21 protein-coding genes and 2 pseudogenes are annotated in these 21,944 nt (G+C 69.2%); 15 read left to right on the top strand and 8 right to left on the bottom strand.

Annotation, left to right across the window (positions count from 1 at the left end):
• The first annotated feature begins 140 nt into the window (after window positions 1-140).
• Complete coding sequence (locus tag P7L68_RS21715; RefSeq protein ID WP_372001587.1) at window positions 141-1,502, top strand: hypothetical protein; 1,362 nt, start codon at window positions 141-143, stop codon at window positions 1,500-1,502.
• 128 nt (window positions 1,503-1,630) lie between these two features.
• Window positions 1,631-2,857: an SLC13 family permease gene (locus P7L68_RS21710; protein WP_372001585.1), complete on the top strand. Its 1,227-nt coding sequence runs from the start codon at window positions 1,631-1,633 to the stop codon at window positions 2,855-2,857.
• On the opposite strand, the pseudogene P7L68_RS21705 reads toward P7L68_RS21710, so the two are convergent.
• Window positions 2,858-3,007: pseudogene (locus P7L68_RS21705) on the bottom strand (hypothetical protein); the annotation flags it as partial.
• A gap of 56 nt (window positions 3,008-3,063) precedes the next feature.
• Complete coding sequence (locus tag P7L68_RS21700; RefSeq protein ID WP_372001583.1) at window positions 3,064-3,315, bottom strand: type II toxin-antitoxin system Phd/YefM family antitoxin; 252 nt, start codon at window positions 3,313-3,315, stop codon at window positions 3,064-3,066.
• A gap of 188 nt (window positions 3,316-3,503) precedes the next feature.
• Between P7L68_RS21700 and P7L68_RS21695 the strand changes: the two genes are divergently transcribed.
• Window positions 3,504-4,970 (top strand): YdiU family protein, encoded by a 1,467-nt coding sequence (locus P7L68_RS21695; RefSeq protein ID WP_372001581.1) that lies wholly within the window; start codon window positions 3,504-3,506, stop codon window positions 4,968-4,970.
• A 16-nt stretch (window positions 4,971-4,986) separates the two neighbouring features.
• Here the strand turns inward: P7L68_RS21695 and P7L68_RS21690 are convergent, their stop codons facing one another.
• Both P7L68_RS21690 and P7L68_RS21685 read right to left on the bottom strand, forming a co-directional pair.
• A complete protein-coding gene (locus P7L68_RS21690) occupies window positions 4,987-5,397 on the bottom strand; it encodes a type II toxin-antitoxin system HigA family antitoxin (protein ID WP_372001579.1) in 411 nt (136 codons plus the stop codon).
• The gene (locus tag P7L68_RS21685) at window positions 5,285-5,710 is read right to left on the bottom strand and encodes a type II toxin-antitoxin system HigB family toxin (protein WP_372001577.1); all 426 of its coding nucleotides are present in this window, start codon (window positions 5,708-5,710) and stop codon (window positions 5,285-5,287) included. Before P7L68_RS21685 ends, P7L68_RS21690 begins: the two co-directional genes overlap by 113 nt.
• Before the next feature lie 140 nt (window positions 5,711-5,850).
• Here P7L68_RS21685 and P7L68_RS21680 point away from each other — a divergent pair, with 140 nt between their 5' ends.
• Window positions 5,851-7,329 carry an FAD-binding domain-containing protein gene (locus P7L68_RS21680; RefSeq protein WP_372001575.1) on the top strand — a complete coding sequence of 493 codons (1,479 nt, stop codon included), beginning with the start codon at window positions 5,851-5,853 and terminating at the stop codon, window positions 7,327-7,329.
• Window positions 7,330-7,366: 37 nt separating this feature from the next.
• Here P7L68_RS21680 and P7L68_RS21675 read toward each other — a convergent pair whose 3' ends face one another.
• Entirely contained in the window at window positions 7,367-8,305 is a 939-nt protein-coding gene (locus P7L68_RS21675; RefSeq protein ID WP_372006917.1) for a GlxA family transcriptional regulator, read from the bottom strand.
• 91 nt (window positions 8,306-8,396) lie between these two features.
• Between P7L68_RS21675 and P7L68_RS21670 the strand changes: the two genes are divergently transcribed.
• Entirely contained in the window at window positions 8,397-9,095 is a 699-nt protein-coding gene (locus P7L68_RS21670; protein WP_372001573.1) for a DJ-1/PfpI family protein, read from the top strand.
• 13 nt (window positions 9,096-9,108) lie between these two features.
• Here the strand turns inward: P7L68_RS21670 and P7L68_RS21665 are convergent, their stop codons facing one another.
• Both P7L68_RS21665 and P7L68_RS21660 read right to left on the bottom strand, forming a co-directional pair.
• Window positions 9,109-10,383 carry an ABC transporter substrate-binding protein gene (locus P7L68_RS21665; protein ID WP_372001571.1) on the bottom strand — a complete coding sequence of 425 codons (1,275 nt, stop codon included), beginning with the start codon at window positions 10,381-10,383 and terminating at the stop codon, window positions 9,109-9,111.
• A gap of 224 nt (window positions 10,384-10,607) precedes the next feature.
• Complete coding sequence (locus P7L68_RS21660; RefSeq protein WP_372001569.1) at window positions 10,608-11,414, bottom strand: SDR family oxidoreductase; 807 nt, start codon at window positions 11,412-11,414, stop codon at window positions 10,608-10,610.
• A gap of 252 nt (window positions 11,415-11,666) precedes the next feature.
• On the opposite strand from P7L68_RS21660, the gene P7L68_RS21655 reads away from it, so the two are divergent.
• Entirely contained in the window at window positions 11,667-12,425 is a 759-nt protein-coding gene (locus P7L68_RS21655; protein WP_372001567.1) for an SDR family oxidoreductase, read from the top strand.
• A gap of 143 nt (window positions 12,426-12,568) precedes the next feature.
• Window positions 12,569-13,213, top strand: a complete 645-nt coding sequence (locus P7L68_RS21650) for a rhomboid family intramembrane serine protease (protein ID WP_372001565.1) — start codon at window positions 12,569-12,571, stop codon at window positions 13,211-13,213.
• Window positions 13,214-13,231: 18 nt separating this feature from the next.
• Here P7L68_RS21650 and P7L68_RS21645 read toward each other — a convergent pair whose 3' ends face one another.
• Window positions 13,232-13,576, bottom strand: coding sequence for a GIY-YIG nuclease family protein (locus tag P7L68_RS21645; protein ID WP_372001563.1), 345 nt, complete (start codon window positions 13,574-13,576; stop codon window positions 13,232-13,234).
• Between the two features lie 120 nt (window positions 13,577-13,696).
• Here P7L68_RS21645 and P7L68_RS21640 point away from each other — a divergent pair, with 120 nt between their 5' ends.
• The 8 genes and pseudogenes from P7L68_RS21640 (at window position 13,697) to P7L68_RS21605 (ending at window position 21,932) form a co-directional block, all read left to right on the top strand.
• Window positions 13,697-14,302 (top strand): DUF2239 family protein, encoded by a 606-nt coding sequence (locus tag P7L68_RS21640; protein ID WP_372001561.1) that lies wholly within the window; start codon window positions 13,697-13,699, stop codon window positions 14,300-14,302.
• Window positions 14,303-14,917: 615 nt separating this feature from the next.
• A pseudogene (locus tag P7L68_RS21635) lies at window positions 14,918-16,220 on the top strand (ABC transporter substrate-binding protein).
• 114 nt (window positions 16,221-16,334) lie between these two features.
• On the top strand, window positions 16,335-17,231 hold the full coding sequence (locus P7L68_RS21630; RefSeq protein ID WP_372001560.1) for a branched-chain amino acid ABC transporter permease: 897 nt from the start codon (window positions 16,335-16,337) through the stop codon (window positions 17,229-17,231).
• A 14-nt stretch (window positions 17,232-17,245) separates the two neighbouring features.
• A complete protein-coding gene (locus P7L68_RS21625; RefSeq protein WP_372001559.1) occupies window positions 17,246-18,256 on the top strand; it encodes a branched-chain amino acid ABC transporter permease in 1,011 nt (336 codons plus the stop codon).
• Window positions 18,253-19,002: an ABC transporter ATP-binding protein gene (locus tag P7L68_RS21620; RefSeq protein WP_372001557.1), complete on the top strand. Its 750-nt coding sequence runs from the start codon at window positions 18,253-18,255 to the stop codon at window positions 19,000-19,002. Before P7L68_RS21625 ends, P7L68_RS21620 begins: the two co-directional genes overlap by 4 nt.
• A gap of 19 nt (window positions 19,003-19,021) precedes the next feature.
• Window positions 19,022-19,681, top strand: coding sequence for an ATP-binding cassette domain-containing protein (locus tag P7L68_RS21615; RefSeq protein WP_372001556.1), 660 nt, complete (start codon window positions 19,022-19,024; stop codon window positions 19,679-19,681).
• A 42-nt stretch (window positions 19,682-19,723) separates the two neighbouring features.
• Entirely contained in the window at window positions 19,724-21,382 is a 1,659-nt protein-coding gene (locus P7L68_RS21610) for a class I adenylate-forming enzyme family protein (RefSeq protein WP_372001555.1), read from the top strand.
• A 40-nt stretch (window positions 21,383-21,422) separates the two neighbouring features.
• On the top strand, window positions 21,423-21,932 hold the full coding sequence (locus tag P7L68_RS21605; protein WP_345959593.1) for a PaaI family thioesterase: 510 nt from the start codon (window positions 21,423-21,425) through the stop codon (window positions 21,930-21,932).
• The last annotated feature ends 12 nt before the right edge of the window (window positions 21,933-21,944 follow it).

Below are 21,944 nucleotides of genomic sequence, written 5' to 3'. Positions count from 1 at the left end.
GCGACCGTAGCCGTATCGTTTCTCTTCATGGTATATTTATCATCATAAGAAAAGCGCGGATGGCGCGCATTCGATGGCGTGCGATGCAGTCACGCCCGGATGATCACCCCGGCCCCGCGTCCAGGGAGGAGACAAGGATCATGGCCCTCGAACCCGCGGCGCGGTCTGCGCTGGCAGAGATGATCGATGCCATCGACGGGCGCGGCTTCCGGTCGCCCGAACTGATGGTGATCGGCGACAACGCGCTCAACGGGATGAGTTCCGCCACCATCGATGGCCGCCGCGCGGCGGCGGCACCGCCGGTGCTGGCCGCCGCCGCCGCCGGGCTGCCGATCCGGCCGGTGGCGCTGCCCCGCGCCGTGCTGGCCGATATGGAACAGGCCTGCCGCGATCTGGCGGCGGGTGCCCTGAACGTCGCCGGCTTCCGCGAGCGCATCCTGGGCGATCTGGCGCTGTGGGAGGCGGATCTGGCCGGCCCGAAAGCCGAGGGCCCGGCCTGGTTCGACGTGCTCGCGATTTCGGGGGCTGCCGTGGGCGATCTCACCGATCCGGCCTCGGGCAGTGCCGGTGGCGCGCGGCGGATGCTGGCCGGGGCTGCGAAGCGTTTCCGCGCCGCCTCGGGCCTGCCCGGTGACGAGCTGGTCGAGATCCATATGGGGGTGGAAACCGTCCATACCCTCAACCCGCGCGGCCTGGCCGAGCTCGACGGGCTGACCCAGGTCGACCAGGTCGATCTGCGCCGGCCGAAGCGGCTGGTGATCGGTATCGGCCAGAATGACGGGCTGGTGAGCGCGATCATGGCCGGCAAGCGGATCGACGTTTTCGACCGCCGTCTCGCCCGCCTGCCCGAGGCGATGCGCCGGCTGGGCGAGGCTCTGGCGCCGGGCCTGGAAGAGACGCAGCGCGTGGTTCTGCTGGGTCTGCCCCGGCCCGGCCTGGTTGCCAATCTCCGCCCGAAAACCCTGCATCCGGACGAGCAGGATCCCGGCCGCGACCCCAAGGCGCGCGACCACTGGCGGCGCTATGTCGGCTTCCTGGCCATGCGCGGCGACATGACCGGCCGCGAGGTGGTGGAATTCGACGCCCATGCCGCCGAAACCTGGCGCAAGGCGGTGGAGGCCTTCCGCGGCGCCATCGGCCGCACGGCCGACCGGGTGATCGAGGTCGATCCCGCCGCGGTGCTGGCGCCCTACGATCAGAAGCATGGCGGCGAGGGCCTGCCGGTGGATGTCGGCGGCCGCCGTCTCGCCCTCGGCAATCTGATCCTCGACCCCGAAACGCCCGGCCTTTACGGCATCGACAACCTCAATCTCAATGGTGCCGGCCAGGCCCTGATCGCCCGTGCGCTGGCCGATGCCCTGGTCCCCGGCACGGGGGACGCGGTCGACATCGATGCCGCCGCCCACGCCGAACCGCTGCTCCACGATGCCCCGCCGCTGCTCAACCCGGCCGCTTTCCTGATCTCGCTGCTCTCCCCCTTCGTGACGTTCGAGCGGATCTGAACGGGCGGTTCACATCCTGACAGGCTTGACCTCCGGCCCCGGCCGGCCGATAGACGGAGATCCGTCCTCTCCGCCGCGAGCGTGCCGATGGCCTCTGCCGGTTCCGCCTACGACCAGCCGGTCCGCCGATGACCTGGCTCACCCTCGCCATCTTCCTGGCCGTCTATGCCGGCATGGCGGCCGGGCGCTGGCCGGGGCTGGCGGTCGATCGCACGGGGATCGCCGTGATCGGCGGGCTGGCCATGGTCATCAGCGGGGCGGTGACGCCCGAGGCGGCGCTGGCCTTGATCGACTGGCCGACGCTGATCCTGCTGTTCGCGCTGATGATCCTGTCGGCGCAGTTTGCACTCGCCGGCTTCTACGACCGGGCGGCGGCGCGGCTGGCGGCGGGCAGGGTGGGGCCGGCCCTGCTGCTGGGGCTGGTGGTGGCGGTCTCAGGGCTTACCTCGGCCGTGCTGTCGAACGACGTCGTGGTCTTCGCACTCGCCCTGCCGCTGGCCCGCGGGGTGTGGGGGCGGGGGCTCGATCCCCGGCCCTTCGTGCTGGGGCTGGCGGGCGGTGCCAATGCCGGCTCGGCTCTGACATTGATCGGCAATCCGCAGAACATCCTGATCGGTCAGCTGGGCGGGCTCGATTTCTGGAGCTATGCCGCGGCGGCGGCCGTGCCCTCGCTCGCGGCCCTGGTGGCCGTGCATCTCGCCATCGTCCTGGTCTGGCGGCGGCGCTGGCATCTGGCGGCGGACAGCTTGTCCGGGACGGCCCCCGACATGGGGATGGCGCCGGCGGTCGATCGCCCGGCGCTGATCAAGGCGGTGGTGGCGCTGCTTGCGGTGCTGGTCGCCTTCTCGACCCCCGTGCCCCATGTCGAGGCCGCGGTTGCGATCGCCGCCGCGCTGATGATCAGCCGCCGGATCGAAACCCGTCGCCTGCTGGCCGAGGTCGACTGGTCGCTGCTGCTGCTCTTCGCAGGCCTGTTCGTGGTGACCGGCGCCTTTGCGGCCACCGGTCTGCCGGGGCAGGCGCTGGCCTGGCTCGCGAGCGCCGGCATCGCGCCGGACCGGCTGGCGGTGATGGCCCCGCTGACGCTTGCCGGTTCCAACACCATCGGCAATGTGCCGCTGGTGATGCTGCTGCTGGCGATCCAGCCCGACTGGTCGCCGGCGGCGCTGACCGCACTTGCCGTGCTCTCGACGCTCGCCGGGAACTTTCTGGTGGTCGGCAGCCTTGCCAATATCATCGCGGTCGAACGCGTCCGCAGCCTGGGGCTGGTGGTGGATTTCGCGACCCATGCCCGATCGGGCGTGCCGATGACCCTGGCCGGGATGGGGCTGGCGCTGCTTTGGTTCGTCGTTTGATCATGGGCAGATCCAGCCGGCTCTCGCCGGCTGCCAGGGATTGAGAATGGTGACCCCGGTGGGCTGAAAGTCGGCAACGTTCCGGGTAACGACCGTCATGCCATGGACGAGGGCTGTGGCTGCGATCAGTGCATCGTGTTCGTTCCGCTTGCCGGTGCGGACCTTGCGCAGCTCGGGCACCACGTTGGTGTCGAGGATGTACATTGTCAGAACTCTGCCGGCGGCGTGCCGAGGCCCATGCGCGGCGGATCGAAATCGATCTCTGCCGCTTCGCCCATTGCGAAAAGGTCTGCGATGCTGCGGCGCTGTTGCGTAAGCTTCTGATAGTCCTCGATGGTCAGCAGGACGTGCGCGACCTTGCCGCGATCAGTGATGAAGACAGGTCCGTTGCTGGCCGCGTTTCTGGCGCGGCTGACATCCTGATTCAGTTCCCGGCTGGACAGTGTCGTGATGGTCATGGGCGGCCTCCGGCAAAGGCGTGTCGTGTAGCTATGTTGCTGCAGCGTCCGGGAAATGCAAGCTGCTCTCCCGCCCCAAAACGGCAGGTGGACAGGCATGCAGGTGGACAGGCACCGGCCAGTCCAGGCAGGGTGGGTGCAGTCGGCACCCCTCCGGGGGCTGCCATCTTCAGCGAGGACCCGACGTCATGACGGCTCTTACCTGGCGGTTCGACAACAGCTATGCGCGTCTGCCCGGGGCCTTCTACACCCGGCAGGGGCCGACACCGGTGGAGGCGCCGGTGATGGTGATGTTCAATCAGGGGCTTGCCGATGCGCTGGGGCTGGTGCCGCCGGGCGGGATCGACGACCGGTCTCCGGAGCTGGCGGCGCTCTTTGCCGGCAACCGCCTGCCCGATGGTGCCGAACCCCTGGCCCAGGCCTATGCCGGCCATCAGTTCGGCGGTTTCACCATGCTGGGCGACGGCCGCGCGATCGTGCTGGGGGAGCATCTGACCCCCGATGGCCACCGGGTCGACATCCAGTTCAAGGGATCGGGCCCCACCCCCTATTCGCGGATGGGCGACGGCCGGGCCGCTCTCGGGCCCATGCTGCGCGAATATCTGATCAGCGAGGCGATGCATGCCCTCGGCATCCCCACCACCCGCAGCCTGGCGGTGGTGGCGACGGGCGAGCCGGTCTATCGCGAAGAGGTGCTGGCCGGCGCGATCCTGACCCGGGTCGCCGCCAGCCATCTGCGGGTCGGCACCTTCCAATATGCCGCCGCCCGCCACGACCTCGCCGGGCTGAAGGCGCTGCTCGACTATGCCATCGCCCGCCATGATCCGGATGCCGCCCTCGACCGGGTGCCGGCGCTGGCGCTGCTCGATCACGTCATCCGGCGCCAGGCGGCGCTGATCGTGGACTGGATGCGGGTCGGCTTCGTCCACGGCGTGATGAACACCGACAACATGACCATCTCGGGCGAGACGATCGATTACGGCCCCTGCGCCTTCATCGATGCCCACGATCCGGCGATGGTGTTCAGCTCCATCGATCGCGGCGGCCGCTATGCCTATGGCAACCAGCCGGCCATCGCCCAGTGGAATCTGGCCCGCCTGGCCGGCGCCCTGCTGCCGCTGATCGACGACGACCAGGAGGCGGCGGTGGCCGTGGCGCAGGAGCGGATCCAGGGGTTCGAGACGCTGTACACCACCGCCTGGCAGGCGATGATGCGCCGCAAGCTGGGCCTGGTGTCGGAACAGCCGGGCGATGCGGCACTCATCGGCGATCTGATCGCCTGGATGGTCGATCGCGGCGCCGACCACACGCTGACCTTCCGCCACCTGACCACCGGCACCCTGCCGGAAGAAGGGGTCTGGGCCGATGAGGGGTTCCGCGGCTGGCACGCACGCTGGTGCAGCCGCCGCGCGGCCGATGACGCGCCCGAGGGCGAGCAGCAGGCAGCCATGGCGGCGGCCAACCCGGTCTATATCCCCCGCAACCATCAGGTGGAAATGGCGTTGGCCGCCGCGACGGAAGAGGGCAACCTCACCCCGTTCCGCCGCCTGCTGGAGGTGGTGTCCCGCCCCTATGAGGCGCGGGCCGGCCTTGAAGCCTATGAGGCGCCGCCGCCTGCGGGCAGCGGCCGCTACCGGACCTTCTGCGGCACGTAAGGGCGGCGGCTGTCGTTCAGTCGCTGTCGGAGGTGGTCGACGCCAGGGGGGTGGGCGGCACGATTTCGGTCTGGCGGATCAGCACCTCGGCCGGGATTTCCAGCGCCTCGTGCAGCTTGCGGATCATCTCGATCGAAAGCGGGCGGCGCCGGTTCAGGATCTCGGCCACCCGGCCGCGGGTGCCGATCATCGGCTCCAGATCCTTGCGCTTCAGCCCCAGGGCGTTCATGCGGAACAGGATGGCATCGATCGGATCGGGGTGGTTCCGCGCGAAATGCTGCGCCTCGTAAGCCTCGATCAGGATGCTCAGAACCTCAAGCCGGTCGCCCTCGGGGCTGCCGGCCGGGGCGCCCCACAGCTGCTCCAGCTCGGCGAGCGCCGCCGCGTGGTCCGCCCCGGTGCGGATGGGCTTCAGGCTCGCGGACATGGTTCACCTCCATGACGTCGATTTTATCAAAGGCGCGGTGCCGGCCCGCCCAGCGGATCCAGACGATGCCCCTGTCGAAGTCGACCGCGGTAACCAGCCGATAGCCGCCGTCCTTGATGCCGAACACGACCCGGTCGACGCCGGTCAGGCTTGCGGCCGGATATTGCCGGGCCATCGCCGCCGCATCCGGCCAGTCTGCCGCCGAAACTTCGGCGAGCCAGATGTCGAGCGCGGTTCTCACCGCCCGTCGGTCCCTGTGGCCCTTCAGGTCGGTGATCAGATCGTGAAGCGTGCTGCGGGCGATGATCCTCATGGGCGAAACTATAGAAGAGAACCCGCTTTGGGATCAATGGACGAACCGGCGGGCGGCCTCGGGGCCCTGCGATCCCGGCTGTCATGGACTCATGTCGCGGCTGCGCTATCCTGCGACTGGAACCGAGGGGGGAAATCGGCATGGCCGGAACGGCAGCAGGCGTGCAGGTGGTCTGGTTCCGGCGCGATCTGCGCCCGGCCGATCATGCGCCGCTGACGGCGGCCGCCGAGGCGGCGCGGGCGGCGGGCGCCGGCCTGCTGCCGCTCTATGTCTTCGACCCCGATCTCTGGCGGCGGGCCGATCTGGCCGGGCGCCACTGGGCCTTTCTGCGCGAGGCGCTGGTCGATCTGCGGCGTGATCTGGCGGCGCTCGGCCAGCCGCTGGTGCTGCGCACCGGCCCCGCCGTGCAGGTGCTGGCGGCGCTGCACCGCAGCCACGGCATCGCCGGGCTCTGGGCCCATGCCGATGACGGCACGCCGCGCACCCGCGATCGCGATGCCGCGGTGGCCGCCTGGGCGGCGGGGGAGGGCATCCCCTGGCGGGTGACGACGCCCGGCCCGGCCGCCAGGGCGCCGCTGCCGGTCCCCGACGCGCTGCCGCCGGTTGCCGGTATCGAGCCGGGGGCGATCCCCGAGACGATCGACCGGGTGATGGGCGATCGTGTGCCGGGCTGGCTGCCCGATACCTGCCCCGGTCGCCCGGCCGGGGGCAGGCGTGCCGGGCTTGCCGCCACCACCCGCTTTCTGGAGCGGCGTCTGCCGCGCTATCTGCGCGACCAGGCGATCCCGGCGGTTGCGGGAGAGGCGGTGTCGCGGCTGGGGCCGCATCTGGCCTGGGGCACGCTGTCGGCGGGCGAGGTGCGGGCGGCGGCGGCCCGGCGCCGCGACGAATTGCGCGACCTGCCCGAGGCGATCACCGGCGGCCGGCCGCGGGCGCTGGAGGTGTTCGGCGAACGGCTGAACCTGCGCGCCGCCGCCCTGGCCGACCCGCCGGCCGACCTGCCCGACGGCGCTGCCCCACTGCCCGGCGCCGGCCCGCTTTTCGAGGCCTGGAGCCGGGGGGAGACCGGCTGGCCGATCATCGATGCGGCAATGAAGGCGCTGGCCCGCGACGGCTGGCTGCCCTTTACCTTACGGGCGCTGGTTATCCAGGTGGCGGTGCTGCATCTGGAGCTGGATCCCGTCGGTACCGGCATGGTGCTGGCCCGCGGACTGGTCGACTACGAGCCGGCGGTGCACTGGCGCCGCCTGCGCGACCAGACCACCGGGCAGCCCGGTGGCGGCATGCCGCGCCCGGGCAGCCCGGTGCGCTTCTCGGAGCGCCACGACCCCGACGGCCGCTTCATCCGCACCCATCTGCCGGCACTCGCCCGCCTGCCCGCCGCCTGGCTGCATGCGCCCTGGACGGCCCCGGCCGAGGTGATGGCCGCGGCCGGCATCACGCCCGGGCGCGACTACCCCCACCCGGTCGCCGACCCCGCGGCAACCCTCCGCGCCGCACGCCTCCGTCTCCAGATCACGGCGGTTGCGGCACCCGCCGATGCCGCCACACCTCCGCCACCCCCGCGCCGCGGCCGCCGCAAGCCGGTCGATCCGCGGCAGCTGGGTTTCGATTTCTAGAACCGGGGCCTGGTTCGGAACGGCAGCAGGGGCCGGATCAGGACAGCCGCGCCGTCCGGCGCACCGATTGCGGCGGGTGGCCGAAGGCACGCACGAAGGCCCGTCGCATGCGTTCGGCATCGCCGAAACCGGTCGTCTCGGCGACCCGCTCGATCGATTCGCCCGAGGACTGGACCCGCTCGCGCGCGACCTCCAGCCGCAGACGCTCGATCGCCTTCGATGGGGTGGAGCCGGTCTCGGCGGTGAAGGTCCGGGCGAAGTGGCGCGGGCTCAGTCCCGCACGTTCGGCCAGGCTTTCCACCGTGAGCGGCTTGTCGAGATTCTCCCGCACCCAGGAGAGCAGCGCGCCGAAACGCCCGTCGGGCGCCTTCAGCTCCAGCAGAGACGAGAACTGCGACTGGCCGCCGCCGCGGCGGTGATAGAGCACCAGCTGCCGGGCGATGGCCTTCGCCACCGCATCGCCATGATCCTCGGCCATCAGGGCGAGCGCCAGGTCGATCCCGGCGGTGATGCCGGCGGAGGTCCAGATATTGCCGTCGCACAGGAAGATCCGGTCGGGATCCAGCCGGACCTCGGGATAGCGAGTCACGAAATCCTGGGTGCGGCACCAGTGCGTCGTCGCTTTGCGGCCGTTGAGCAGCCCGGCCGCCGCCAGAACATAGGCGCCCGAGCAGACGCTGGCGATCCGCACCCCGCGCCGGGCCAGGTCGCGCAGCAGGGCGAGGGTGGTGCGGCACCCGATGGCCTGATCGACACCCAGGCCCCCGGCGACGACCAGGGTGGTCATGGCCTCTGCCGTCTGCAGCTCTGCCGCCACAACCTCGACACCCGACGAGCTGCGTACCGCGCCGGCCTGCACCGCAATCATCCGCGTCGTCGCCGCACACGGAACCAGACGCTGCGCGATCTCGAAGACCGACGCCGGCCCGGTCGCATCCAGAAGCTGAAAGTCGGGAAAGATCAGGATGCCGATCACCGGGGTCTGTCCGTAAACGAGGGAACTACGGCATTTCGGATTGAATGCGAGCATGGCACCGTAGCCCCGTCAAGTCATTTAGAGGTGTATGATGTCAAAGCCCTTGCGGTTCGGCCTTTTGGTCTTTCCGAATATCACCCAGCTGGACATGACCGGCCCGCTTCAGGTCTTCTCGTTTCTGCCGGGGGCCGAGGTTCATCTGGTCTGGAAGACGACGGATCCGGTGCAGAGCGACGGGGTTCTGTCGATCACGCCCACGACCACTTTCGCCGACTGCCCGCAGCTCGACGTGATCTGCGTGCCGGGCGGCTATGGCACCGATGCGCTGATGGCCGATGCCGGGGTGCTGGATTTCCTGCGCCGTCAGGCCGCGGGCGCGCAATACGTCACCTCGGTCTGCACGGGATCGCTGGTCCTGGCCGCGGCCGGGCTGCTCGACGGCTATCGGGCGGCGACCCATTGGAGTGCGGTGGAGGCACTGGCCCTGTTCGACGTGACGGTCTCGCGGGAGCGGGTCTGTATCGATCGCAATCGCATGACCGGCGGCGGGGTGACGGCCGGCATCGATCTCGGCCTCGGCATCATCGCCCGATTGCTGGACCGTGAGGCGGCCGAGACGATCCAGCTGCGCATGGAATACGACCCGGCGCCGCCCTTCGATGCCGGCTCCCCCGAGACGGCCCCGGCGGCGGTGCTGGCGGTGATGGAGGACAGGTTCCGGCTGGCCCGGCAGCAGCGGATGGATCTGGTGCGGCGGATCCGGGCGGGACATTCGCCCCGCCCGCAATGAAGCTGCCCGGCCGTCACTTGCCGGCAGCGGTGACCAGGCTGCAATCGCTTTCGCTGAGCGGACGATAGGCATAGGCGGCCGGGATCGTCTCCAGCACGTTGTAATAGGCCCAGGGCTTGTCCAGCGCGCCCGGCTGCTTCACCTGGACGAGGTAGAAGTCGTGGACCAGTTTGTTGTCCGCGCGCAGCCGGGCGCCGGGGGCGTAGATGTCGTCGACCGGCGTCGCGCGCATATGGGCGACGACCCGCCCGGTCTCGTCGGTGCCGGTTGCCGCCACCGCCTTCAGATAGTGCAGGACCGCCGAATAGACCGAGGCCTGCGGTGCCGTGGGCATGGCGCCGTGCCGGTCGAAAAAGCGCTGCGCAAAGGCGCGGGTGCCGTCGTTCAGATCCCAGTACCAGGCGGTGACGCCGGTCAGCCCCTGGGCGGTTTCCAGCCCCATGCCGTGGATGTCGGTCAGGAACATCAGCTCCGCCACCGCACGCTGGGGGCCGGTGCTCATGCCGAATTCGTTCCACTGCTTCATCGAGGTGACGAGCTGGGCGCCGGCATTGGCGAAGGCGATCACATCCGCGCCGGAACTCTGCGCCTGGAGCAGGAAAGAGGCGTAGTCGGTGGTGCCGAGCGGGTGGAAGACGGCGCCTGTCGAGGTACCGCCGGCGGCCTTCAGCGCGCTTTCGGATTCCTTCACCATGTTCTGCCCGAAGGCATAATCGGCGGCGATGAAGAACCATTTGTCCTGGCCCTGCGCCACCAGCCGGCGGATCGGGCCGCTGACCAGGTTGTAATTGTCGTGCAGCCAGGCAAGGCCGGTGGGGGAACACTGGCTGCCGGTGATGTCGGTGGTGCCGACCGCGGCATAGACCACCAGCTTGTTCCGCTCGCGGGCGATGGACTGCACGGCCAGCGCGACCGCCGAATTGCCGACATCGACCACCATGTCGACGCCGTCGGATTCGTACCATTTGCGCACCACCTCGACGCCGATATCGGCCTTGTTCTGGTGATCGGCCGCGACGATCTCGACTTTGAGCGACGGCGCCAGTGCCTTGAAATCCTCCACCGCCAGCCCGGCCGCGACCACCGATCCGGCGCCGGCCAGATCCGACAGCGGCCCCGACTGGTCGTTGACCACACCGATCCTGACCACATCGCCCGAAATCCCGGCCGCCATTGCCGGCAGGGCCGCCGGCCCGGCTGCGGCGATGGTCATGGCGGCAGCGGCCAACAGCCGACCGGCCAGGCCGTGTCTTGTCGACACGCACCTGTCGTCCGTCTTCCTCGTCATGTCGTGGTCCCCCTGTGAGGTCCGTTTCCGCAGTCTTCCCCTGCGTATGCGGCCCGATCGGCAAGTTGATCCTGCGTCTTCTGATCGGGCCGTCTTATCCGAACGAGGCTAAGGGGGCGGGATTATGTCCACAAGGGCGGATTTCCGGCGTTTTCGGCCATTGCAGGACATGCGCCGGGCTGTTTCTGGTCTTTGGAGGGCAGGGGGCTCTGCGGCCGGGCGGATCAGCCCTGGCCATGCCCCCAGCCCTGGGTCAGCTGCGGCACGCCGCCGGCCGACCAGCCGCCATCGACCGGCAGGACCACGCCGCTGACATAGGATGCCGCGTCCGAGGCCAGGAACAGGGCGACGCGGGCGACGTCTTCGGGGCTGCCCTGGCGGCGGAGCGGCACGCTGCGATCGACCATGGCATTGGCCTCGGGCGTGGGGGCAAGGCGCGCCATGCCCTCGGTTCCGGCGATCGGGCCGGGGACCAGGCTGTTGATGCGGATGCCCTGCGGGCCCCATTCCTGGGCCAGCACCCGGGTGATCATGTCGACGCCGGCCTTGGCGGCGCAGACATGGACCTGCAGCTCCATGGCCTGAAAGGCCTGCGGGGCCGAGATGTTGACGATCGCGGCCCCCGGTTTGCGCAGATGCGGATGGGCTTCGCGCATCACATGGAAGGTGCCGATCAGGTCGATATCGACCACGCTCCGGAAGCCGTTGGGCGAGATGCCGAGCGCCGGGGCCGGGAAGTTGCCGGCGGCACCCGAGATCAGCACGTCGATCGGGCCCAGCGCCGCGGCCGCGCCTTCGAAGGCCGCGCGCACCTGGGCCACGTCGCGGACATCGCACTGATAGCCTTCGACCGCGCCGCCATGGGTGGCGAGGTCGGCGACGGCGGCCTGAACCTTCTCGGGCTTGCGGCTTGCCACGGCGACCGCGGCACCGGCCCGGGCGAAGCCATGGGCGATGCCCAGATTGATGCCCGAGGTGCCGCCCATCACGAAGACGGTCTTGCCGGTAAAATCGAAACTGAAACCGGTCATCTGCCGGATCTCCTCTCCTGTCCGTCCCTGCGGATGCCCCGCGGGTGTGCGCCGGTTCCGCCCGATGTCTTATGGGGCCGGCATCTTATGGGGCAGGGCGTTCAGCATAGGCGGGCAGGCGGACGGCTGGAAGCGCTCCGGCGTGTCCAACCCGGTTTCAAGCCGCGTTGGCATGGCGGTCGGCGGCCGGCTCCTGCATGATTTCATCCGCAACCGGACAGTCCGTGTCCGGACGATCATCCGGGAGAGGAGATGCGCCTGATGACTGACCAACCCCTGAGCGGCCAGGTCGTCTGGGTGACTGGTGCCGGCAGCGGCATCGGCGAGGCCGGGGCCGTGGCGCTGGCCGAAGCCGGTGCGGTGGTCTATCTGAGCGGCCGGCGGGCCGAGCCGCTGGAGGCGGTGGCCGGGCGGATCCGCGATGCCGGTGGCCAGGCCCTGATCGCCCTGCTCGACGTGGCCGACAAGGCCGAGGTGAAGCGGGTGGCGGACGAGATCCTGGCCGCCCAGGGCCGGATCGACATCCTGATCAACAGCGCCGGGCTGAACGTGCCGGAACGCGCCTGGAACGTGGTGTCGCCCGAAGGCTGGGATCAGGTGATCCGGGTCGATCTGGACGGCGCCTTCTATTGCACCCATGCTGTGCTGCCGGCGATGCGCAAGGCCGGCGGCGGGCTGATCATCAATGTGTCGTCCTGGGCCGGGCGCTACGACACCCGCCTCACGGGGCCGGCCTACAACTCCGCCAAGCACGCCATGCTGGCGATGAATGCCAGCCTGAACATCGAGGAAGGCCAGAACGGCATCCGCGCCTGCGCGATCTGCCCGGGCGAGGTCAACACCCCGATCCTGGACCGCCGCCCGGTGCCGGTATCGGCCGAAGACAAGGCGCGGATGCTCCAGTCGGAAGATCTGGGGGCGACCATCCGCTTCGTCGCCACCATGCCGCCCCATGTCTGCCTGAACGAGATCCTGATCAGCCCGACCTGGAACCGGCTGAACGTGATCTGATCCGGGGTCGGGTCGAAAGCCGGGCGGGCCGCCACCATTGACAGCGGCGGCCCGATCGCCGACATGCTGGGGCGCCGGATGCCTGCCGGCGCCCCGGTCCCGCCCTCTTCGCGGGCCCCGCAGAGGAGAGACGAGACTTGCGCATGCAGCACGATCCCCGCATGGCCGAGCAGCTGCGCCGCCGGCAGCCGATGTTCAACCTGCCGCGGGCGACGCAGATCCTGATCGCCATCAATGTGATCGTGCATCTGGTGCGCCAGATCCTGCCTCAGGCCACCGATTGGGAGCTGATCGCCAATGGCGCGGTCATTCCCGCCCGCTATACCTATGGCCCCGGTTTCGATCTGCCGTCGATCATCGCGCCGCTGACCTTCCAGTTCCTGCATGGCGGCTTCCTGCATCTGCTGATGAACATGGCGCTGCTGGCGGCCTGGGGGGCGGGGGTCGAGCGGGCGATCGGCCCGTTGCGCATGGTGGTGTTCTATCTGGTCTGCGGCGGGGCCGGTGCGCTTGCCCATGTGCTGCTCTATCCTGAGAGCATGGTGCCGATGATCGGCGCTTCGGCCGGCATCAGCGGGTTGTTCGCGGGCGTGCTGATCATCATGCGCCGCCATCGCGCCAGCGGCGGTGCCATTCTGCCGCTGGCCCTGCTCTGGATCGCGACCGCGGTGATCACCGGCATCTGGGGCACGCCGGGGGCAGAGGGTGAATCGGTGGCCTGGGTCGCCCATATCGGCGGCTTCCTGGCCGGGCTGGCGCTGTTCCCGTTCGCGATGCCCAGGCGCTGAACCGTCAGAGGGGGGCCTTCAGAGGGGGTGGGCCTTCAGCGCCGCCCGCCAATGGGCGGTACGGGCCTTCAGCCAGTCGGTGACGACATAGGGCGCCGGGGTTTCCTCGCCCGGATCCATCACCTCCAGCACCTCGAAGCCCAGCCCCGCCTCGCCGTCGCCGGCCCAGGCGGCCTGAAGATCGCGCGCCCGGTGGCTGCCATGGCGCAGCGTGAACAGGATCCGGTTGCGGATCGTCCGCACATCCGGCGCCGCGCCCACCCAGACCGCACCGGTCGTGGCGGAACGCAGGGCATAGATGCCCGCAGCATTCCTGCGCTCTTTCCAGGCGCTGATCGCCGCCTTGCGATCCTGTCGGTCCATCACATCGTCCTTTCCGATATTTTTTACCCGGGTAAAAATGCGATACCATCCGGCGCGCGGTTTGCCAAGAGAATAATACCCGGGTATAAAATCGGCCTCGCTCACCGAAAGGCTTGGCCGATGCCCGTCACCGCCTCCACCCCCTGCACCGCCTTCGACGGCCCGCGCCGCATAGCCGCCGGTCCTCTCGCCCGCGTCGCCGCGGCCGTGACGGCCGCGATGGAGGCCGGGGCGGGCGGTCCTGTGCTGGTCTTCGACGACCGGAGCGGCGCGGTGATCGATCTGGATCTGCGCGGCTCGGCCGACGAGGTGGTGGCACGCCTTGCCCCCGATCCGGTGCCGGAAGAGGCCCCGCGCGGCCGCGGCCGGCCGAAGCTGGGGGTGGTCGCGCGCGAAGTGACCCTGCTGCCGCGGCACTGGGACTGGCTGGCGGACCAGCCGGGCGGCGCTTCCGTCGCCCTGCGCCGGCTGGTGGAAGAGGCGCGCCGCCGCGATGCCGGCCCGGCGCGCATCCGCGCGGCCCAGGCCGCCGCCCACCGCTTCATGACCGCCATGGCCGGCGATCTGCCGGGGTACGAGGCGGCGCTCAGGGCGCTGCATGCGGGCGACCGCGCGGGTTTCGACGCAGCGACGGCCGGCTGGCCCGCCGATATCGCCCGGCATGCGTCCCGCCTGGCCGCGGGTGCCCTGGACGAGGGGGCGGCCGAAAAGGGTCAATCCTCCTGACCCTCACCCCGAGAAAGCCTCGTTTGCGGGGGCGGGCCGGGTGCAGGAAGATCGGGCCGTTCCAGGTGATCGGAACGCCCGTCATCCCCAGGCCGGCGGCCCCTGCCGGCAGAGGGGCGTTCCCGGCGTGCAGTCGTCCCCTCCGGCGGCTGCACGCCATTTTTTTGTGCGAAACCGTCGTTCATCCCGGCCAGGTTGTGGCTCAAATTGTCCGATGGTCCGACAATCCGTCGTGATGATGTGCAGTTTCGCACGAGATAAGAAAATTTTTTTGCAGACGGCATGCCGTCGGACTCCAGGAATTCTGGGGCTTTCAGCCCGATGTTCCGAATGCTGCACCTGCACAACAGGTCCATATAACAGACCATCCGACCTGATCCATTGACCCGCCCTGTCTCAGGCTCCTAAGATGGCCCGGCAATATCCTTACAAAAAGAGCGGCCGAGTCGACATCCGAACACTGTTTGAGGCGCCATCCGGGAGGTAACCGGAATGTGGCGCCTTGGGACATGGGATGGCGGGATCGGCGGCCGATGCATCGAACGGACGCTTGTTCGAACAAACGGCAGGGCCGGCGGGACGCTCCCGGACGGCGCCTGAAGGGAGGAACCACCAATGACCATGCGCACGCGCCTGGGCCGCTTCGTCTGCGGCCTGGCCGGCGGCGTCGCCGCCGCGGCCCTTGCCCTCGGGGCGGCTCCCGCCTCGGCCGAGACCTTCAAGCTCGGCATCGTCACCTTCCTGTCCGGCCAGGCGGCGGAAGCCTTCGGCGTGCCGGCGGCGAACGGCGCCAAGACCATGATCGCCGGGCTGAACGCCGGCCCCCTATGCGACCAAGGGCTTCGGCGGGCTCGAAATCCAGCCGGTGATCATCGACGAGGCCGGCGGCGCCACCAAGCAGGTGCAGGAGCTGCGTAACCTGATCCAGCGTGAACAGGTGGACGCGGTGGTGGGCTATATCAGCTCGGGCGACTGTCTGGCGGTGGGGCCGGTGGCGGAAGAGCTGAAGGCGCTGCTGATCCTGTTCGACTGCGGCACGCCGCGGATCTTCGAAGACAACAAGTTCAGCTATGTCTTCCGCACCGCCGCGCATGCGACGATGGATAACGTCGGCCTTGTCCGCTACATGAAGGACAAGGGCGTCAAGGTCGGCACCTACAGTGCGATCAACCAGGACTATGCCTGGGGCCATGACAGCCGCAACGACTTCGTCGCCTCCATGGGGCAGCTCTATCCCGAGGCGAAGTTCGAAGCCGATCTGCTGCCGAAGTTCGGCGCCGGCCAGTACGGCACCGAAGTCTCGGCGCTGCTCCGTCAGGGGTCGGATCTGGTCTATTCCAGCAACTGGGGCGGCGATCTTCAGGCGCTGATCCTGCAGGCCGGTCCGCGCGGCCTGTTCAAGCGCAGCCAGGTGGTACTGTCCGCCGCCGACCATGTGCTGCCGGCGCTAGGCGACAAGATGCCCGACGGCACCATCATCGGCGCCCGCGGCGCCTATGGTCTGATGAGCCAGCCGAGCCCGCTCAATGACTGGTGGCAGAAGGCCTACACCGCCGAGCATGGCGTCTACCCCGTCCAGGCCCCGTACCGCATGGCGCAGGCGCTGCTTGGTCTGAAGACCGCGGTCGAGAAGGCGATGGCGTCGAATGGCGGCAAGAAGCCGACCCCGGACGAGATCGCGGCGGCGCTCAAGGGCTCCAGCTGGGAAAGCCCGGCCGGCACCATCACCATGGCCAATGGCGACGGCCATCAGGCGATCCAGGACATCGCCTTCGGCCGCACCCGCTATGACGCCGACAAGAAGATGGTGGTGATCGAGGATATCGGCCGCTATCCGGCGAAGTGCGTGAACCCGCCCGCCGACATGAAGGCGATCGACTGGATCAAGGCCGGTTTCCCCGGCGCAGAGTGCAACTGACCCGACCCGTCCTCCGCGGCCGGTCCGGCCGGTGGGCAATCCGCCCCGCCGCCCGGACCGGCCGTTCCGTCTCGGGCGCAAGCCCCACCCGTCGTCTTCCCGGAGACCTCTCCGATGGAGCTTCTGCTCACCGTCCTCGTGGACGGGCTGATCTATGCAGCCTGGCTGTTCATCGTGGCACTGGGGCTGACCCTGGTCTTCGGCGTGCTGAAGATCCTGAACATCGCCCATGGCAGCTTCTATGCGATCGGCGCCTATGCCGCCGCCTCCACCGTCGCCTGGTTCGTGAGCCTGGGGCTGGCCCCCGAATGGTCGCTGCTGGCCATGCTGCTGGCGGCCGCCGGTGTCGCGGCGCTGCTGGGGCCGCTGCTGGAACGCGGCCTGCTCCGGCTGTTCTACGGCCGTGACGAGGTGCTGCTGGTGCTGGTCACCTATGCGCTGTTCCTGATGCTCGAAGACCTGGTCAAGCTGGTCTGGGGCGTCGATCCCTATTACGTGTCGGAGCCCTACATGCTGTTCGGCAATATCGAGGCCGGGCCGCTGTTCTATGTGGGTTACGACATCGCCCTGATCGGGCTTGCCGTGCTTTGCGGTCTCGCCGTCTGGTTCGGGCTCAATCGCACCACCATCGGGAAGATCGTCCTCGCCGTCATCCACAACCCTGAGATGTCGGCTTCGATGGGCGTCAACATCAACCGGGTCTATGTCGGCGCCTTTCTCTGCGGCGTGTTTCTGGCGGCGCTCGGCGGTGCCTTCACCGCGCCGCAGATCTCGGTACAGCCGGGCCTCAGCGTCGGCGTGATCATTCTGAGCTTTGCGGTGGTGATCATCGGCGGGCTGGGGTCGATCGAAGGCGCCGCGGTCGGCGCCCTGATCGTGGGGCTGGCCCGGGCCGGTGCAGTGCATCTGATGCCCGATGCCGAGCTGTTCATCATCTATCTCGTGATGGCCGCGGTGCTGGTTTTCCGTCCGGAAGGCCTGTTCGCCCGCGTCCAGGCGCGCAAGATCTGACGGGGGTGCCTCTGATGTCGACCCGATCCGCCGTTCTGCGCCCGCTTGGGGCCGCCGCCCTGGTGGTGGCGGCCCTGGCCGCAGCCGGCCTGGTGCTACCCTCCTGGCTGCTGTTCCTTACCACGATGGCCATCGCCCATGCGGTGGTGGCGCTTGGTCTCGTCTTCATGATGCGCGGCGGCCTGGTCTCCTTCGGCCAGGGGCTGCCCTTCTGCCTGGGCGCCTATGCCGCCGGCCTGGCGGGGCCGTGGCTGGGCCTTGCCGATGCGGTCTGGCTGCTCATCCTGGGCGGCATCACCGCCGGTGCGGTCGCGGCCGTGTTCGGCCCGCTGCTCGCCCGCTATCGCGGCATCTTCTTCGCGATGCTCACACTCGCCCTGTCGATGGTGCTCTACGGCCTGCTGGTCAAGGCGACGGCGCTCGGCGGCTCCGACGGCCTCAACATCGCCCGGCCTGCGATCCTGGGCGTCGAACCCACGGCCGCCTCTGCCGATTACGCGCTGTTCCTGCTCGCCATCGTCACCGCCGGCATCCTGTCGGCGATCGCGGCGGCGCATTTCAACTCGGTCCGCGGGCTGATGTCGCTTGCGGTCAAGGAGAATGAACTCCGCGTCGAATATATGGGCGCCTCGGTGCGGTCGATGATGGCGGTGAATTTCATCGTCGCCGCGGTCTATGGCGGCATCGGCGGCGCGCTCGCCGCCATTGCCTTGGGCCATATCGAGCCGACCTTCGCCTACTGGACCACCTCGGGCGAAATCGTGTTCCTGGCGATCCTGTCGGGCCAGGTGAGCGTGGTGGCGGTGTTCGTGGCCTCGCTGATCCTGGAGCTGGTGCGCTCCTTCGCCAATCTCTACTTCCCCGAGACATGGCAGCTGGCGCTGGGCGCCTTCCTGCTGGCGGTGATCCTGTTCCTGCCCAAGGGCATCGGGTCGATCTGGCATCGCGGCCCCGCACGCCACCGCGGCCCTGCCGCCGACGAGCCTGTTGCCGAGGAGCTGGTTGCGAAGGAGAGCGGCCGATGAACAAGGCGATCCCGGTGCTGGAGACCCGCAATCTCCAGAAATCCTTCGGTGCCGTCACCGCTGCGCGCGACATTTCGGTTGCGGTCGAGGCCGGCACCCGGCTCAGCGTCATCGGCTCCAACGGGGCCGGCAAGACGACCTTCGTCAACATGGTCACCGGCTACCTCAAGCCCGACGAGGGGTCGATCCTGCTGGCGGGGGAAGACGTCACCCGGCTGGATCCGCGGCGGCTGACCCGACGCGGCATCGCCCGGTCCTTCCAGATCCCCCAGCTCTGCGCCGAGTTGACGGCGCTTGAGAACATGCTGGTGGCCAGGGCCGCGGCCGAGGGCGGGCTGCCCTTCTTCCGCCCGGCGCGTTCGGCCGCGGCACGCGATGCCGCCCTTGAGGTGCTGGAGCGGTTCGGTCTGGCGTCGATCGCCGACCGGCCGGTCCTGGAACTGGCCGGCGGCACCCGCAAGCTGCTCGACATCGCCCTCGCCATGACCGGCCGGCCCAAGCTGCTGATGCTGGACGAGCCGACCAGCGGCGTGTCGGCGGAAGAGAAATTCCCGTTCATGGACCGGATCATGGCGGCGCTGGATCAGGACGGGGTGACCGTGCTGTTCGTCGAACACGACATGGACATCGTCGGTGCCTATGCCGACCGGGTTCTGGCCTTCTATGCCGGCCAGATCATCGCCGATGGCGCCCCGGACCTGGTGATGGCCGACGAGGGCGTGCGCCGGCACGTCACCGGCCACTGACGGCGGAGGAGGGATCCCCATGCTCCAGATCGATCACGTCTCCACCGCCATCGCCTCGGTCCGGGTGCTGCGCGATGTCAACCTCACCGTCGGCACCGGCCATATGGTCGGGCTGGTCGGGCGCAACGGCGCCGGCAAAACCAGCCTGATGCGCACGGTGATGGGCCACCTGCCGGTGACCGGCGGGCGCATCACCTTCGATGGCGCCGATCTTTCCGCCCTGCCCAAGCATGGCCGGGCGGCGCTCGGCATCGGCTTCATGCAGGAGGATCGCGGTCTCGTCCCCGAACTCACGGTGGAAGAGAACATCCTGCTGCCGGTCTGGGTGTCGAAGAGCCTGAAGCCGAAACCCCGGCTCGACCTGGTCTATGGCTACATGCCCGAGCTGACGGAGATGCGCGATCGCCGGGCCTTGCAGCTGTCGGGCGGCCAGCAGAAGCTGGTGGCGCTGGCGCGCGCGCTGGCCGTGGGCACGAAACTTCTGCTGCTGGACGAGCCCTTCGAGGGGGTTGCCCCGGCGCTGGCCCAGCGGCTGGCCGATGTCATCGGCCGGCTGCGTGCCGAGCGGCAATCCATCCTGATCTCGCATTCCGACATGAACCACGACAAATCGCTCTACGACGACGTGACCGTCATCGAACGCGGCGCCAATGCCGCGGCCGGTGCCGCGGCGCATTGAGCTGCCGCCCTCCGCTCCCCAGTCAGATGCGAAGCCAGACCGATGTCCCAGACCGACCAGACCATTCCCGCCTCCGCCCCGACGCTCCGGCGTGAACTCCATTTCGGCGACCGCGTCGTGCCCTGCTATGCCGACCGCCCCGCTGATCTTGGTGCGCTGGTCCGCGCGACCTTCGCCCGCATGGCCGAGGCCGAGGCGGTGATCGACGGCGACCGGCGGATGACCTATGCCGGGCTCGAAGCCGCTTCCGACCGGGTGGCGGGTGCCCTGGCGGCGGCTGGCGTGGCTCAGGGCGACCGGGTCGGTCTGCTGCTCGGCAATCGCGCCGAGATCGTGACCGCCTGGGTGGCCTGCATCCGGCTGGGGGCGATCGCGGTGCCGCTCAACACCCGCGAGCAGAAGCCCGAACTCACTTATGTGCTGGGCAATTGCGGCGCGAAGGCGGTGATCTTCGAGGACGAACTGGCCGACCGCCTGCCCGATGCGGCGGATGTGCCGGCGCTCACCCTGCGTGTCGCCATGGGCGACGGCGAGGTCCCGGCCCCGGCGGGTGCATTGCCCTGGGCGGAGATCGAGGCGGGCCGGCCCTTCGGCGGCTGGGCGGCGGTCGGCGAAGACGACACCGCGGTCATCCTTTACACCTCGGGCACCACGGGCAAGCCCAAGGGTGCCGAGCTGTCGCACATCAACATCGTCCATTCCTGCGAGCATTACGTCGACCACATGGCGCTCACCATGGACGGGCGCGAGCGGTCGGTGCTGGCGGTGCCGGCGACCCATGTCACCGGGCTGGTGGCGGTGGTCGCGCTGATGATCCGGGTCGGCGGTGCGACGGTGATGATGCGCGCCTTCAAGGCGCCCGCTTTTCTGAAGCTCGCCGAAGCCGAGCGCATGACCTATGGGATCATGGTGCCGGCGATGTACAATCTCTGCCTGCTCCAGCCCGATTTCGCCGGCTACGACCTCGCCGCCTGGCGGATCGGCGGCTATGGCGGCGCGCCGATGCCGATGGCGACCATCAGCCGTCTGGCGGAACTGCTGCCCGGGCTGATCCTGGTCAATGCCTATGGCGCGACCGAGACCACCTCGCCCAGCACGATCATGCCGCTGGGTGAAGGTGCCACCCGGGGCGACACCGTCGGCCGGCCGGTGCGCTGCGCCGAAATCCGGATCATGGACGAAGCCGGCCGCGAGGTGGGCCCGGGCGAAGCGGGCGAGCTGTGGATTCGCGGGCCGATGGTGGTGAAGGGCTATTGGGCACGGCCGGATGCCAATGCCGAGAATTTCGTCTCGGGCTTCTGGCGCTCGGGCGATATCGGCTCGATGGACGAGGCCGGCTATGTGAAGGTCTTCGACCGTCGCAAGGACATGATCAATCGCGGCGGCTACAAGATCTTCTCGGCCGAGGTCGAAAGCGAACTCTCCTTCCATCCCTGGGTGTCGGAAAGCGCCATCGTCTCGCGGCCCTGCCCGGTGCTGGGAGAGCGCACCCATTGCTTCGTGATGCTGAAGGGCGAGGGGCTGGAGAAGAGTGAGGACGAGGTGGCCGCCACCCTGAAATCCTTCCTCGCCGCCCGGCTGTCGGACTACAAGGTGCCCGACTATTTCACCTTCGGCGCCGACCCGCTGCCGCGCAATGCCAACGGCAAGCTGCTGAAGCGCGATCTGCGCGACCGGGCGCTCGCCGAAGCGGCCGCCTGATGCCGATCGATATCGAAGACAGCCACGGAACACCGTCCTCGTGACCCGACCTCTCCCCGATCTGGCCGCGGCGCTTGCCGCCGCGGCCGCCTCCGTCGAACATCCGGGCCCGCTGATCCCCGAAGGTGCGCTCGGCCCCGACTTTCCGGCCGCCCGCCGCGCCGATGTCGAACTGGTGCTGAGCCTGCCCTTTCAGCGGCTGATGGGGTTCGAACTGGTGCGCATCACCCGCGACGGTGCCGAATCGCGCCTGCGCCTGGATGCCCGCCATGCCACCCCCGCCGGCACGGTCCATGGCGGCGTGCTCTACGGCCTGCTGGATCCTGCCGCCTATCTGGCCCTGCTGCCCCATCTGCCCGAGGGTGCCAACGCCTCCACCCACGACATTTTCGTCAGCGTGATGCGCCCGGCCCCCATCGGCGCCGATCTGCGTTTCCACGCCCGCGTCATCCGCAGCGGCCGCCGCGTCGCCTTCCTCGACGCCGAGGCCCGGCTGGGCGACACGGTCTACGCCGCGGCGCGGATCACCAAGACGGTGTTTGGGGCGTAAGGCCGCTCTGGC

Source organism: Tistrella mobilis, assembly GCF_041468085.1.
Taxonomy (GTDB): Bacteria; Pseudomonadota; Alphaproteobacteria; order Tistrellales; family Tistrellaceae; genus Tistrella; species Tistrella mobilis_A.
Note: the sequence above shows the minus strand (reverse complement) of the source record. Positions and strands in the feature narration are given on the sequence as shown.